Below are 14488 nucleotides of genomic sequence, written 5' to 3' on the forward strand. Positions count from 1 at the left end.
GCGGATCTGGAAATTTGATTTACGTCCCTCGATAAATTCAGCCGCCAATTGATTGAATTTTTACGATAGGGGACTAATATTACCTAGAGTTGCTTATGCAGTCGGCCGGCCCGCTGGTCGATGACGCAACTGTTCCCCTCTGGAGGTTTTGAAGACCTTCATGACTACGGCCACCGTCACGAGCGGTGGCTTTTTTTTGCCCGCGCGATGGCGCTGGCCGTTCGCGGAACTTTGTCCGATTGCCGCCGTTGTCTCCTCAGATGTGCAAAGGAGACAGTTCATGCAGGTCATCGGCACGCAGGTGATTCCGGAGCAGGGCGGGAGACGAGGATTTACGGTCGAGTTCGTCGGCAAGGGCGGCGAGGTCGTGTCCGTGCTGTTGCGCAAGGACATGGATCGGACGCTGACGTCGAACAATGCGATCGATAGGGCCAAGGCCGTCATGGGCGAATTGGCGTCGTTCGATGAGACCGCCGCGCTTTCGAGCGTGGAAACGGGCGCGGCGCAGCCGAGCGCCCGGGCAGCCGGCGATGTCGACGAGATGGAAGATCAGCTGGCGCAGGGGCTGGAGGACAGCTTCCCGGCAAGCGATCCGGTTTCGGTCACTTCATCCGCCATTCCGACGGGCAAGGTGCGCAAGCACTAGATTGCTTGCTGCGCGCCCGGGATCGCGCAGGCCTCCCCACCGCCGAACATGCGCGAGCGGGTGAGGAAGCGCTTTTCCCGGCCGTTATCCAGCGAGAACATACCGCCGCGACCGGCTACGACGTCGATGATCAGCTGCGTGTGCTTCCAGGCTTCGAACTGGCTGGCGCTGATATAGACGGGGACGCCCGATATTTCGCCAAGCTTCACGTCATGGTCGCCGACGATGAAATCGTCGGCCGGGTAGCACATGGGCGAAGACCCGTCGCAGCAGCCGCCGGACTGATGGAAGAGGATGTCGGGATAATCGCGCCTGATCTCGTCGATCAGGGCCACGGCGGCGTCGGTTGCGAGAACGCGGGGTTCTCCGTTGACTGTGGTGTCCATTGCGTTCTCCTCCGTATGCAGTGTGTTTCTCTCCTCCAGATGCGTTCGTGGCCCCCTCATCCGGCTGCCGCCACCTTCTCGCCGAGGGGAGAAGGGGAATGCCGAGCCGGCCACGAGTCTCTTCTCCCCAGTGGGGAGAAGGTGCCGGCAGGCGGATGAAGGGGCCACGCGCACGACTTCAAATAGAGCCCATCTCCGCTCGTGGAAGACTCGTGGGGAAAGAGGCAGGGAGGGGTGTTGCGGATGCCCTCCCTCCTGTCGAAAAGGCTCAGAAGAAACCGAGCTTCTTTTCGCTGTAACTGACCAGCATGTTCTTGGTCTGCTGGTAATGGTCGAGCATCATCTTGTGGGTCTCGCGGCCGATGCCGGATTGCTTGTAGCCGCCGAAGGCCGCGTGGGCCGGGTAGGCGTGGTAGCAATTGGTCCAGACGCGGCCGGCCTGGATTTCACGGCCGAAGCGATAGGCGCGGTTGCCGTTGCGGGTCCAGACACCGGCGCCGAGGCCATAGAGCGTGTCGTTGGCGATCGACAGCGCTTCGGCTTCGTCCTTGAAGGTGGTGACTGAGACGACCGGGCCGAAGATCTCTTCCTGGAACACGCGCATCTTGTTGTGGCCGGCGAAGATCGTCGGCTTGATGTAGTAGCCGCTCGCCAGTTCGCCGCCGAGGTCGTTGCGTGAACCGCCGGTCAGCACTTTTGCGCCTTCCTGCTTGCCGATGTCGAGATAGGCGAGGATCTTTTCCATCTGCTCGTTGGAGGCCTGGGCGCCGATCATCGTGGCGCTATCGAGCGGGTTGCCCTGCACGATGGCTTCCACGCGCTTGACGGCACGTTCCATGAAGCGGTCGTAGATCTTTTCATGCACCAGCGCGCGGCTCGGGCATGTGCAGACTTCGCCCTGGTTGAGCGCGAACATCGCAAAGCCTTCCAGCGCCTTGTCGAAGAAGTCGTCGTCCTCGTCGGCCACGTCGGCGAAGAAGATGTTGGGCGACTTGCCACCGAGTTCGAGCGTGACGGGAATGAGGTTCTGGCTGGCATATTGCATGATCAGCCGGCCCGTCGTGGTTTCGCCGGTAAAGGCGATCTTGGCGATGCGCGGGCTGGATGCCAGCGGCTTGCCGGCTTCGAGGCCGAAACCGTTGACGATGTTGAGAACGCCTGCGGGCAGCAGGTCGCCGATGATCTCGGCCCAGACGAGCAACGAGGCGGGGGTCTGTTCAGCCGGCTTGATGACGACGCAGTTGCCGGCGGCAAGAGCGGGCGCCAGCTTCCAGGCGGCCATCAGGATCGGGAAGTTCCAGGGAATGATCTGGCCGACGACGCCGAGCGGTTCATGGAAGTGATAGGCGACGGTGTCGTTGTCGATCTCGCCGATCGAGCCTTCCTGAGCGCGTACGCAGGAGGCGAAGTAGCGGAAGTGGTCGATGGCGAGCGGAATATCGGCGGCCATGGTTTCGCGGATCGGCTTGCCGTTGTCCCAGGTCTCGGCCTGGGCCAGCACTTCCAGCTTGTCCTCCATCCGCTGGGCGATCTTCATCAGGATATTGGCGCGCTCGGTGACCGAGGTGCGGGCCCACTTGTCCTTGGCGGCATGGGCGGCATCAAGCGCGGCGTTGATATCCTTTTCGCTGGAACGGGGAATTTCGCAGAGCTTGCCGCCGGTGACCGGGGTGATGTTGTCGAAATACTTGCCTTCGATCGGCTCGCGCCATTCGCCGCCGATATAGTTCCCGTATTTCAGCTTGAACGGCGACTCGACGATTTTCTGATGCAGCATGTCATCCTCCCTTGAGATGAGCCAGGTTCGGACGTGAACCCGTGGGAGGAAATCTGCGCGTCTTTTGTGTCGAGATACAGCGGCGCTGAGCGATACCGCAGCGCACAGTGTCGCATCGCTGCTACATCAGTGCCGCCTACAACAGGATCAGTGCAGATTGAGCTTCTTCATCTTGCGATGCAGCGTGGCGCGGCTCATGCCGAGCGCGATCGCCGCCTGCGAGACGTTGCCGCTGGAGCGGGTCAGCGCCCTCAGCAATGCCGCGCGTTCGGCCTCGATGAGATCCTCGTCGTCGGACATGCGGGTCTCATGCAGGGCATCGGCGGCCGGAATGCCGGCGGCGATGCTGCGGTCGTCGAGCTTCAGCGCCAGGCGCGCGGCGCGGGTGGCGCCGAGCACGAGGTCGTGGCGATCGACGGCGAGAAGGGCGGCCGCCGGGTTGGCGCCTGCGGGCACCATCACGAAGCGGGCGCCGGCATAGGCGCTGCGGAAGAGGTTGATCTCGATGCGCATGGCGGCGTCGCGCACCATCTGCGCGAGAATGCCGAGCGTCATCTCGTTGACGTCGTCGCGGCAGGTGGAGATATCGAGTGCGGCCGCGAGCTGCCCGCGATGATCGCGGATCGGCGAGGTCGTGCAGCTGAGCTTGATGTTGGAGCAGAAGAAGTGCTGGTCGCGAAAGATCGAAACCGAGCGTTCGTCGGCCAGCGCCGTGCCGATGCCGTTGGTGCCGATGCTGGCTTCGGTCCAGACCGAGCCGGTCCAGAGGCCGAGATCGTGAAACTCCTTGTCGTCACCGATCGCGCCGCGGCGTTCGAGCGCGATGCCGTCGCGGTCGGTCAAAAGCAGGCAGCAGCCGGCTTTTCCAGCTGTCGTAAATAGGCGGTCGAGTTCGTCGGTGGCGTTGGCGATCAGTTGCTCGGATTGTTCGCGGGCCCGCTTGAACTCCTGGTCCATGAGACGCAAGGGCGTGCGCCGCTCTTCGGGCGCCAGCTGGTGCATGGCGATGCAGCGGCGCCAAGAGGCGACCACCGAAGAACTTGCCGCGGCTGAATCGCGCTGCGTGCACGTATAGACATGCTCCGCATGGGCAGAGTGTTCGTGCATCGGGGTTCCTCCCATCAAAGAGCTGCAGCTCCTACCACCACAGATCATCGACAGGAGTGTGACGAAAACTAATGTTCTTGGCAACTCGCGGCAATGTGAGCGTTCGCTGGGGCGTTCACGGCGCTCATCGGACCTGTCTCAGATTTGCGACAGTTGGCCATATCAGCGATGCGCGGAACTTTCCGGCTGCTCGCCGGTTTCTGCTCCAATCGGCAAGGGAGGCAGGTTTCGATGACGCATGTCCGCAAGACCGAGCAGAAACGCAGCCATTTCGACGCGCGCGACAGGCTGATCATCGCGCTCTACGCGCAGCTGAAGGCCGAGCGGGAGACCCGTGAGACGCTGGAATGGGTGATCCGCCACGGCGCGCTGTCGAGCGAGGTGCTGGAGGCGATCGCCGGCGATCCTGTTCCTGTCGTCACCAGCGACGATATCGCTTCGGTGGAGAAGATCGTGGCGCTTGATCAGCGCCGGCGGCGCAACAAGGGGCAGGAGGGGTAGCCATGGCAGCGCGGGCAAGCTGGAAGGGTCATCTGAAGGTGGGCGATCTCGTCTGCGCGGTGGGGCTCTACACCGCGGTATCGGTTGCCGACCGCATCTCCTTCAACATCATCAATCGCAAGACCGGCCATCGCGTCGAGCGCCAGTTTATCGACAGCGAGACCGGAAAGCCGGTGGAGCGTGATGATCAGGTCAAGGGCTACCGGCTGGATAGCGGCGACTATGTCATGATCGAGGGCGAGGAGCTTGCCGCGTTCGCGCCCGAGAGCGACAAGCTACTGACGGTGCAGGGGTTCGTTCCCTATGACGAGATCAACAAGCTCTATTTCGACCGGCCCTATTATCTGGCGCCGGTCAGCGAGGACGACGAGGAGGCGCTGGCGCTGATCGCGCGGGCGATGCGCGATCAGAAGGTGGCGGCACTCGGTGAGGCCGTTCTCTTTCGCAAGACGCGTACCGTGCTGATCAGGCCGCAGGACGACTGCATCGTCGCGACTACGCTGAACTACGATTATGAAGTGCGCAACGCCGAGACGGTGTTCAAGGATATTCCCGATATCAAGTTCGACAAGGAAATGATCGAGCTAGCGGGCCATATCATCGGCACCAAGAGAGGCAGCTTCAATCCCCGGGACTACGAAGATCGCTATGAGGCAGCACTTGCCGAACTGGTGCAGGCAAAGATCGAGGGCAGGGCGCTGCCCAAGCGCAAGGCCGAGCCGAAGGGCAAGGTGATCGACCTCATGGAGGCGCTGCGTGAAAGCGCGAAGATGAGCGGCAAGGCGAGCGGGAAAGCGGCGGGCAAGACCGCTACCAAGAGTGCTGCGCGTGGTAACGGCGGCTCGAAGAAGGCGAGCTGACCATGGCGCTCGAGACCTATCACGCCAAGCGCGATTTCAAGCGGACACCCGAGCCGCGCGGCGGCAAACGGGCCAGTGCGGCGCGCGACAGCAATGCGCTGAGTTTCGTGATCCAGAAACACGATGCGACACGGCTGCATTACGATTTCCGGCTGGAAATGGACGGGGTGCTGAAGAGCTGGGCGGTGACGCGTGGCCCGAGCCTCAATCCCGACGACAAGCGTCTGGCGGTGCATGTGGAAGACCACCCGCTCGACTATGGCGACTTCGAGGGCATCATTCCGAAGGGCGAGTATGGCGGCGGCACCGTCATCGTCTGGGATCGCGGCACATGGGCGCCGCATGGTGACATGCACAAGGCCTACAAGAAGGGCCACATGGAGTTCGACCTCGATGGCGACAAGCTGAAGGGTCGCTGGCATCTGGTGCGGATGCACGGCAAGCCCGGCGAAACCAGGGAGAACTGGCTGCTGATCAAGGCCGAGGACGAGGAGGCGCGCGCCAAGGGCGACATCCTGAAGCTGCGGCCTGAATCGGCAAAGACCGGCCGGAAGATCGAAGAGGTGGCCAAGAATCCCGATGCCGCGTGGCACTCACGACCCAAGGGTGCGGCTAGCGCGAATGGTGCTAAAGCGTCTGCTCCCCGACCGAAGGCCGGGAAGGCCAAGGCGGCTTCTCGTCAATGGCCGGATAGCGCGGTCAAGGCTGATCTGCCTGATTTCATCGAGCCGGCGCTTGCCAAGCTGAAGCCGAAACCGCCCGCCGGCGAAGAATGGGTGCACGAGATCAAATTCGATGGCTACCGGCTGCAGATCAGGATAGACCACGGCAAGGTGACGATGCTGACCCGCACGGGGCTGGACTGGACGGAGCGGTTCGGCGAGACGCTGGCCAAGGCGTTTTCGGAGCTGCCGGTACAATCGGCCTTGATCGATGGCGAGGTTGTGGTCGAGCGCGACAATGGCGCTTCGGATTTTTCCGCGCTGCAGAGCGACCTCAGCGACGGCCGCAAGGACCGCTTCGTGTTCTACGCCTTCGATCTGTTGCATCTCGATGGGCATGATATGCGCGAGGTATCGCTGCTCTCGCGCAAGGCGTTGCTGGAAACGCTTCTGGCTCCCGACGATCCGACGCTGCGCTACAGCAGCCATTTCATGGAGAAGGGCTCTCTGGTGCTCGATCACGCCTGCGGGCTGGGGCTCGAGGGCGTGATCTCCAAGCGCGGCGACAGCGCCTATAGCTCGGGACGCACGGGCGAGTGGGTGAAGTCCAAATGCTCGAAGCGGCAGGAGTTCGTCATCGGCGGCTTCGTGCCCTCGACGGCGACGAAGGACGCGATCGGTTCGCTCGCCATGGGCTATTACAAGGGCGGCAAGCTTCACTATGTCGGGCGCGTGGGAACTGGATTTTCGGTCGCGACGGCCAAGATGCTGCACGATCGTCTTTCCAAGGACCGGCAGACGAAAACCGCCTTCGACGACGCGCTTTCGGCCGAGGCGAGGCGCGGACTTGTCCACGTCAAGCCGACGCTTGTGGCGGATGTGGAGTTTCAGGCATGGTCGGCGGACGGCAATCTGCGGCATGCGGCATTTCGCGGGCTGCGCGAGGACAAGGCGGCGGGGGATGTGATGCGCGAGACCGAGAAAAGCAAGGCCGAGCCGGCGCCGCAATCGAGCGTCACGCTCACCCATCCGGACCGCATCTACTGGCCGGATGAGGGTGTCACCAAGCGGGGACTTGCCGATTATTACGCGCAGATCTGGCGCTTCATCGAGCCTTTCGTGATCAATCGCCCGCTGGCGCTGCTGCGCTGCCCTGACGGTATCGCCGGGCACCAGCGTTTCTTCCAGAAGCATGCCTGGAAGGGGATGAACGCCCATATCCAGGAGATATCAGACCCGAAGGACAGGGGCGGCGAGAAGCTGCTACGGATCGGCGATTTCGACGGGCTCATCGCGCTCGTGCAATCGGCCGTGCTGGAGATCCACCCCTGGGGGGCGACGACCGCGAGCTTCGAGAAGCCCGACATGATCACCATGGATCTCGATCCGGCCGACGATGTGGCCTGGGCCGAGGTGATCGCGGCGGCCGAAGAGCTTAAACAGCGGCTCGAGACGGCGGGGCTGGCTGCCTTCGTCAAGACCTCCGGCGGCAAGGGTCTCCATGTGGTGACGCCGCTGAAGCCGAAGGCCGGGTGGGTGCAGGTGAAGGCCTTCGCGAAGGGGCTGGCGGACGCGATGACGAAAGATCAACCGGACAAATATCTGGCGACCGCCACCAAGGCGAAACGCAACGGCAAGATCTTCATCGATTATCTCCGCAACGGCCGCGGCAACACCGCCGTCGCCGCCTATTCGACCCGCGCCCGGCCGGGCGCCGCTGTATCGATGCCGCTCGATTGGAAGGAGCTGACGGAGGAGATTGGGCCGGCCTATTTCACGGTCGACAACACGCCGTCGCGGATGAATTCGCTGGCAAGCGATCCCTGGGCGGATTTCTTCAAGGCCGCCGCGCCGCTTGAAAAGCGTAAGTGAGGAGAGGCCGACGTTCGCGCCGGGCTAGTGCTTCGGCCGTCCGCCATCCTTGGCGATGCTCTTCTTCAGCGCGTCCATGATATTGACGACGTTGCCGGTGGATTTGACCGGCGGGCGCTTCGATGCCGCCACGGGCTTCGGAAGGCTCTTCTGCTTGGCGCGGATCATCGCCCGGATACGCTTCTGCACGGGATCGGTGACCATCGAGGGCTTCCATTCCTCGGTGCGGTCCTTCACCAGCTTGCTCATCAGCGCCAGCACCTTCTGATCCGCTTTGGCGGCAAGGTCGACAGTCCCGGCCGGCTCGCGCACCTCGTCGCCGAAATGCAGCGTCCAGAGCACGATGCCCTTGCCCTGCGGCTCAAGCAGCACGGCGCGTTCGCGGCGGTAGAGCACAAGGCGCGCGATGCCGACGACGTCGTTCGCCTTCATCGCCTTTCGGATGACGCAGAAGGCCTCGACGCCGACCTTGTCTTCCGGCGCCAGGAAATGCGGCTTGTCGTACCAGATCCAATCGATCGAGCCGCGCGGCACGAAGCTCGATATGTCGATCGTGCGGGTGCTCTCCAGCCCGACCTCGCTGATCTCGTCATCCTCTAGAATAACATAGTCGTCTTCGCCGCGCGGATAGCCCTTGACCTGATCCTTGTCCGAGATCGGCTTGTGGGTGACGCTGTCGACGTAGCGGCTTTCAACGCGGTTTCTGGTCTTGCGGTTCAACACATGAAACCGCAGCTGGTTACTGTCAGTGGTCGCCGGCGTCAGTGATACCGACGCGGTCACGAGCGACAGCTTGAGATAACCCTTCCAATAGGTCTGACGCGCCATCCGATGCCGGCGCCTTGGCGCCCCTCCAAGCCGCAATGCGGCGATGCCGCTTCAACGGTCGAACTGCGGATTTTGTTCCCTCGATGGTGTCAGACGTCCCATCTCCATGGGGCGTCGAACATCATACGAAAGTCAGCGGCTGAGATTAGATCCAGCGAAAGGTCGCGTTGCCGCGCTTATCTACCTTGCTTAGCTCGATGGAGACCCATCTGCCGTTCGACGTATCGGAGAGGCGGACGCTCGGCTTGCCGAAAATCATTCCGAGAAAGCGCGGACAGCCGCGAATTTTGCCGCCGCCGTCATCGGCTGTAAAGATGCACTGACGGGACATGGATGTCCCGGATACTGCGATTATTCCAGTCTTAGGCATGTGTGGTTCCCGTCACTATCATGCTATCACAGGCGATAGTTGCGCGGCTTTCCCTCCATGGCAAGCCTAAAGTTCACCGTTTCGTGATATTCAGGATCTTCGTATAAAAGCGATTGTTAACCTTCTTCCCGGGGCAGAGACATGGCCGGCGGTCGTGGGCAAGACATCCGATCGCATGATGCAGTGCAGCATCAGTGGTGAAAATGCTGCTCCCGCGGGTTGAGGTGATGTGCGCCAACGGCTATCTGGTGCCTGAATATGCGGGTGATCCGCACACAAGAGGGCGCCGCCGCATGAATCCTGAATTTCTCGTCACGCATTCCGGTGGCTTCCACGCCGACGAACTGCTTTCCACCGTCGTTCTGACCCGGCTTTTTCCCGAGGCGCGCATCATGCGCAGCCGTGCGCCGGAATGGATCACGCCCGGGTCCGACCGGATCATCTACGATGTCGGCGGCGCCTATGACGCGGACGCGGGTATCTTCGACCATCACCAGCGCGGCGCGCCGCTGCGTGACGACGGCCAGCCCTACAGCTCGTTCGGCTTGATCTGGAAACATTACGGCCGCGACTATCTCGCCGCATCGGGTGTTCCGGAGGCTGACATCGAGGACATCCACGCCTCCTTCGACGGCAGCTTCGTGCTGCCCATCGATCTCACCGACAATGGCGCGCTCAGCCCCTCCGGACCGTTGGCCGGGCTGACGCTGCCGGCACTTCTCGAAACGCTGAAGCCCGTCTTCGACGAGACCGATCCTGATGCTGACGACCGTGCATTTCACGCCGCACTCGCGATTGCCCGCAGCTTCGTCGAGGCACGGATCGGCAAGAGTGCCGCGAAGCGCAGGGCCGAGGCGCTGGTGCACAAGGCGATCGTCGCTGCCGGCGAGAACCGCGTGCTGGAACTGCCGATGGGCATGCCCTTCCGCCCCGCGATCATCAAGGCCGGTGCCGACCACCTGCTCTTCGTCGTCCACCCGCGCGACAAGGACTGGTGCGTGACCGGCATTCGCCGCGAAGAAGAAGGCTTCGCGCTGCGCGCCGACCTGCCGGCCGCCTGGGCTGGCCTCACCAACGGCGACCTCGAAGCCGCCTCCGGCGTCCAAGGCGCCAGCTTCTGCCACAACGGCCGCTTCATCGCGGCGGCGAAGAGCCGCGACGCGGCGCTGAAGATGGCGGAGATCGCGGTGGCCGAGGCTGTGGGGCAGGCCTAACGTCGGCAGCAGGGCGAGTGTGGGTGGCGCGATCGATATTCGGTCGCGCCTTGCCACGCGGAAAAGTAGAAAGCGCTGCATCGCGACTTGGCGAGGCCGGCGCGATTGGGTAATCTGTATCCTGTCTCCGCTTGGGACTTGGCAATCCGCAGCGGCAAACTTTCGGTTGAAGTTCAAGCCGTGGCCGCGACCATCGCGGCCGGAAATAGCTAGACGACCTGCAGGACAGTCCGGTCTCGCGACCACATTCAGCATAGCGTGGCATCTCATCAGTTCTTACCGCATTGTGGGAGAAGCTCTGAATGTTCACACGTCGAACGGTTTTCATCGTCGGTGCGGGCGCAAGCCGGGAAGTGAACTTTCCCGTCGGTACCGACTTGATGGTCAACATCGCCAGGAAACTCGACATCCGGTTTGACGACGGCTGGACGATGTCCAATGGCGACAAGCGCATCTCGGCGGCGGTGAAAACGATTGTAGGAGATGGGGCGGATTCCAACCCGCACTATGCTGCCGGAAGAGCCATTTCAGGCGCGATGTCGCAGGCGATCTCGATCGACAACTATCTTCATACGCATTCGAGCGATCGTCTCGTGGTCCAAATGGGTAAACTGGGCATCGCTGCCAGCATTCTGGAGGCGGAAGCGAGCTGTCTTCTGAAGATGGACGGATCGAAGAACGAGGCGTTCAGCTTCGAACCTATCAAGCACACATGGTTCAGCGTCTTTTTCCAGATGCTCCACGAAGGCGTGCAAAGAGAAAAGCTCGCCGGCATTTTCAAGAACGTGTCCTTCATCACGTTCAACTACGACCGGTGCATAGAGCACTATCTCGCCCATGCCATCAGCAACTACTATCGCATTCCCTTGTCTGAGGCCGAGGGGATCATCGCGCAATCTCTGCAGATCGAACATCCTTACGGACAGGTCGGCCGGCTTCCATGGCAGCCGGCCTCCGCATCCTCGATGATGGATTTCGGCCACGACTTTCACGGGGCGGACCTACCGCATCTGGCCGAGCAGATCCGGACCTTCACCGAGCGTGTCGACGATGACGACATGATGGACCGCCTGCACCGGCAGATCGCCGAGGCCGAAGTCGTCGTCTATCTCGGGTTTTCTTATGGCGAAATGAACATGCAGCTGATGACCGTGAAGGAGGCTGGGCTTAGGAATGTTTTCGGAACGACCCTGGGAATCTCCGCTCCCAACAAGAGGATCATCGAGACGGATGTGCTGACTTCGATGGGCGGCGTGGACGTGGCGACCGTGAACCGCGCCTATTATGATGATCTGACATGCGCGGAGTTCTTGAGAAGCTACGGCAAGCCGATCATGCGGGGGTAGGGAGGCGGCTGGGTGCCAGCGTCGCGGTTTCTTGCGGGCGGCCATCATAAGTGAATTCACAAGTTAGAGCTTGAGACTGTGAAGGTGCATCTCGGCTGGACTGCATCGACAATTTCGATGTTGCAGGCGTCACATAGGTCGTCAGCTGGAGCCCAGGCTCCATTGAAGACCTTGCGAGCACCCAATAAAGGATTTGGCGGCTCCATCAAGCGACGTCGAACCTCGTGCACTGGCCAACGATTTCGACCTGCAAGCTTTTCTACAGCGGCCTCCGCTGGATCGTTGTCGAAATGAAGAGAGGAAATGAGTCCGTCGAGAAACCATTTTAGTTTATCGACGGTCAATCTCATTCGCGGGTCGGCTTCAAGTGTTATATCCAGCACGTATCGGCCTTTGATGCCACCACAGGAAGACGTCGAGGCGGCTGTCGCTGACCACCATGCCAAATCGGTTTTTACTGACAGCCGTTTTGGCCAGTCGAAGGTGACAGTCATACCGTTCCGATGGTGAAGCGGCTTCGAGTCATTAATCCTATATTCCGCGAGGTAAGGGTAGTCTCGACCTTCTGGGCTCAGCGGAGGTTTTTGCCAGCGTCGAGAAAAAGAGAGCCTTCGGCGCAGCAAGTGTGAGAATGGTCTACTGCCGACATTGAAGAAAAGTACGTTTTCCAGGTCGAACCGATCAGAGCTTGTGGCGTAGAGTATTGCTTCGAGGTGGTGTCCGGCTGGACAACGGAGTGAGGTCAAGTTTTCTCTGAGTTCCAGAAGAGGCTCATACAGCGCGACATTGCTTTCAGTTTTCTTGCCAGGCCAAAGATGAGGCAGGCGTTGACCTAACCAGAGCGCCACCCGCTCGCCACTCGATGCGATTTCATGCATTCTCCGTCAGACACTCCTTATCGATGGAAGCATCCATTCCCGAATATCACGACACATGCCGACTATAACACCAATAGCAAATTGCCTGCGAGGGCGCCAATATTGTTCAATCTGGCTGGCGAAAGTTCGGAGGTTTACAACGTCCGAAGACGGAAATGGTGGGCCCGGAGGGACTCGAACCCCCAACCAAGCGGTTATGAGCCGCCGGCTCTAACCATTGAGCTACAGGCCCTGGCGGCCGCTATGGCGCCGTGCAGCGGCGCAATGGTTCGCCGGTGCTTGTTGCGTCTAACGCAATTTCAGAGCGGTCACAAGTCATTGCCGCAATAGCTTCACAATCAAACGGCAAGAGGGATCGGTAAGTCACAATCGGGGAGTGAAACAATGCCATTTCCAAATACCAAAAGCTTTGCAGCCGGTCTCTTTCTCAGCCTGCCGGTGGTCGCCGCCGTCGCTCTGCCGGCATTTGCGGCCGATGCGCCGCGCCAGGCAGTCATCACCGTGATCGGCGAGGGGCGGGCGACGATGGCGCCTGATATGGCGGTCTTGACCTTCTCCGTCGTCAAGCAGGAGAAGACCGCGCGTGAGGCGCTCGACAATAACAACAAGGCGATGAGCGATGTGCTCGCGGCGCTGAAGAAGGCCGGTATCGCCGAGCGCGATCTGCAGACGTCGGGCTTTTCCGTGCAGCCGCAATATCGCTATCCGCAGGGGACCGACGGGCAGCAGCTGCCGCCGGAGCTCATCGGCTACCAGGTTTCCAACGCGCTGACGGTCCGGGTGCGCGATCTCTCCAAGCTCGGCGGGATCATCGACCAGTCGGTGACGCTCGGCGTCAATCAGGGCGGCGATATCCAGTTCACCAACGACAAGCCCGACAGCGCCGTCGAAGAGGCGCGCAAGAACGCGGTGGCCGATGCCATCTCGCGGGCAAAGACGCTTGCGTCCGCCGCCGGCGTCAAGCTTGGCACTGTCATCGAGATCAACGAAAACGGTCCGCGGCCGCAGCCGATGCCCGTCATGCGGGCGGCGATGATGAAGTCGGAGGCCGATTCAGCCGTGCCGATCCAGGGCGGCGAAAGCAGCTACAACATTCAGGTCAACGTTACATTCGCGATCGCCCAGTAGCGCGATCCGCTCCGTCGTTAATCTAAGTTACCAAAAGATTGCCGTTGATATTCGCTTGGATATCAACGGCTTATCTTTTTGTGGACACAGCTGTGGCCAGGCTGCGGCAGAAAAGCGCTTTATCACGCGTATATTACACTATAACATCGATCGTGTTATTCGGTCCGGCCGGGAACTTGAGTTCTGCTTTCGGCGTTAGTGCGGACCGATGAGGAGGAATTGGCTTTATCCCTGCAAAGAGGAGACAGACATGTCGAATGCCTTGCCGCCACTTCACAATGGGCACGCCCCGTTCACCCTTCAAGAGCTCTTTCGCGACGCTCTTTATGCGTTTGAAGAGTGGGATGCGGAACTGACCGAACCGATCGTCACGTTCGAAGGCCGGGTTGTTCCGATCAGCAGCGTCTTCGAGGCCATGCGCCAATGCGACGACATCGTGCCGATGAATATCGTCGGCGCCGTTACCGAGCGACTGACGAAACCCTGGGAGGGCGAAGGCCCGCTGGACCAGATGACGTTTTCGACCGCCGCCCGCGTCATGGGCGTGCTGGTGCGCAAGCGCCTGCATGCGACCGGAACGCCCGATATCGTGGCCGTTGCCGCCGTTCCGGACGAACGCCGCTCGCGCGGTTGATCTTTCGATGCCGCGGTCGCTTCGGCGGCCGCGTCTCGCCCCAGTGGTCTGGCTTGGGGCTCTTTCTGGCGCTCGATTGATGCGCCCACGCGACCTAGAGCCTTTCCTGGTTAGCTTGAAACATTCTGTTGACTCAAACGGAGTCGGATGGTCGTCCGGTCGGCGCGCGTCGTAGCCAATGCATACGGCCAAGCCGGCCGGACGATCAGGCGGCCCGTTTCAGCCAACCCCCGGTGGTTTGCTTTGCAAACCGGCTAGGGGCCGGGCATCTTTCCGCCA

14 protein-coding genes and 1 tRNA gene are annotated in these 14488 nt (G+C 61.3%); 8 read left to right on the plus strand and 7 right to left on the minus strand.

Features of this window, described 5'->3' with window-relative positions; all coding sequences use genetic code 11:
* Positions 1-280: 280 nt before the first annotated feature.
* Positions 281-646 carry a hypothetical protein gene (locus B3605_RS12755; RefSeq protein WP_018897490.1) on the plus strand — a complete coding sequence of 122 codons (366 nt, stop codon included), beginning with the start codon at positions 281-283 and terminating at the stop codon, positions 644-646.
* Here B3605_RS12755 and B3605_RS12760 read toward each other — a convergent pair.
* The 3 genes from B3605_RS12760 to B3605_RS12770 all read right to left on the minus strand — a co-directional run bounded on the left by B3605_RS12760 (position 643) and on the right by B3605_RS12770 (position 3916).
* Complete coding sequence (locus B3605_RS12760) at positions 643-1032, minus strand: DUF779 domain-containing protein (protein ID WP_112944347.1); 390 nt, start codon at positions 1030-1032, stop codon at positions 643-645. The genes B3605_RS12755 and B3605_RS12760 overlap by 4 nt on opposite strands.
* A gap of 268 nt (positions 1033-1300) precedes the next feature.
* Positions 1301-2809 carry an aldehyde dehydrogenase gene (gene adh, locus B3605_RS12765; RefSeq protein ID WP_047505917.1) on the minus strand — a complete coding sequence of 503 codons (1509 nt, stop codon included), beginning with the start codon at positions 2807-2809 and terminating at the stop codon, positions 1301-1303.
* A 147-nt stretch (positions 2810-2956) separates the two neighbouring features.
* The gene (locus B3605_RS12770) at positions 2957-3916 is read right to left on the minus strand and encodes a helix-turn-helix domain-containing protein (RefSeq protein ID WP_047505916.1); all 960 of its coding nucleotides are present in this window, start codon (positions 3914-3916) and stop codon (positions 2957-2959) included.
* A gap of 231 nt (positions 3917-4147) precedes the next feature.
* Between B3605_RS12770 and B3605_RS12775 the strand changes: the two genes are divergently transcribed.
* From B3605_RS12775 to ligD, 3 genes are read left to right on the plus strand one after another with little or no spacing between them, the layout of a single operon-like run.
* Positions 4148-4417 (plus strand): hypothetical protein, encoded by a 270-nt coding sequence (locus tag B3605_RS12775; RefSeq protein WP_112944346.1) that lies wholly within the window; start codon positions 4148-4150, stop codon positions 4415-4417.
* A gap of 2 nt (positions 4418-4419) precedes the next feature.
* Positions 4420-5277 (plus strand): Ku protein, encoded by an 858-nt coding sequence (locus B3605_RS12780; protein WP_112944345.1) that lies wholly within the window; start codon positions 4420-4422, stop codon positions 5275-5277.
* A 2-nt stretch (positions 5278-5279) separates the two neighbouring features.
* On the plus strand, positions 5280-7811 hold the full coding sequence (gene ligD, locus B3605_RS12785; protein ID WP_112944344.1) for a DNA ligase D: 2532 nt from the start codon (positions 5280-5282) through the stop codon (positions 7809-7811).
* A 24-nt stretch (positions 7812-7835) separates the two neighbouring features.
* Here the strand turns inward: ligD and B3605_RS12790 are convergent, their stop codons facing one another.
* Positions 7836-8639: a Ku protein gene (locus tag B3605_RS12790; RefSeq protein ID WP_296434338.1), complete on the minus strand. Its 804-nt coding sequence runs from the start codon at positions 8637-8639 to the stop codon at positions 7836-7838.
* Positions 8640-8784: 145 nt separating this feature from the next.
* On the minus strand, positions 8785-9009 hold the full coding sequence (locus B3605_RS12795) for a hypothetical protein (protein ID WP_296434341.1): 225 nt from the start codon (positions 9007-9009) through the stop codon (positions 8785-8787).
* Positions 9010-9302: 293 nt separating this feature from the next.
* Between B3605_RS12795 and B3605_RS12800 the strand changes: the two genes are divergently transcribed.
* A complete protein-coding gene (locus B3605_RS12800; protein WP_112944393.1) occupies positions 9303-10223 on the plus strand; it encodes an MYG1 family protein in 921 nt (306 codons plus the stop codon).
* Positions 10224-10525: 302 nt separating this feature from the next.
* Positions 10526-11569: a hypothetical protein gene (locus B3605_RS12805; protein ID WP_112944341.1), complete on the plus strand. Its 1044-nt coding sequence runs from the start codon at positions 10526-10528 to the stop codon at positions 11567-11569.
* A gap of 56 nt (positions 11570-11625) precedes the next feature.
* On the opposite strand, the gene B3605_RS12810 is transcribed toward B3605_RS12805, so the two are convergent.
* Positions 11626-12447: a hypothetical protein gene (locus B3605_RS12810; RefSeq protein ID WP_162725090.1), complete on the minus strand. Its 822-nt coding sequence runs from the start codon at positions 12445-12447 to the stop codon at positions 11626-11628.
* A gap of 156 nt (positions 12448-12603) precedes the next feature.
* Positions 12604-12679 (minus strand) — tRNA-Ile (locus B3605_RS12815).
* Between the two features lie 152 nt (positions 12680-12831).
* Between B3605_RS12815 and B3605_RS12820 the strand changes: the two genes are divergently transcribed.
* Positions 12832-13575, plus strand: a complete 744-nt coding sequence (locus tag B3605_RS12820; RefSeq protein ID WP_112944340.1) for an SIMPL domain-containing protein — start codon at positions 12832-12834, stop codon at positions 13573-13575.
* Between the two features lie 250 nt (positions 13576-13825).
* Positions 13826-14209, plus strand: coding sequence for a hypothetical protein (locus B3605_RS12825; protein ID WP_112427299.1), 384 nt, complete (start codon positions 13826-13828; stop codon positions 14207-14209).
* The last annotated feature ends 279 nt before the right edge of the window (positions 14210-14488 follow it).

The organism is Rhizobium sp. UBA1881 (assembly GCF_002338015.1).
Taxonomy (GTDB): Bacteria; Pseudomonadota; Alphaproteobacteria; order Rhizobiales; family Rhizobiaceae; genus Rhizobium.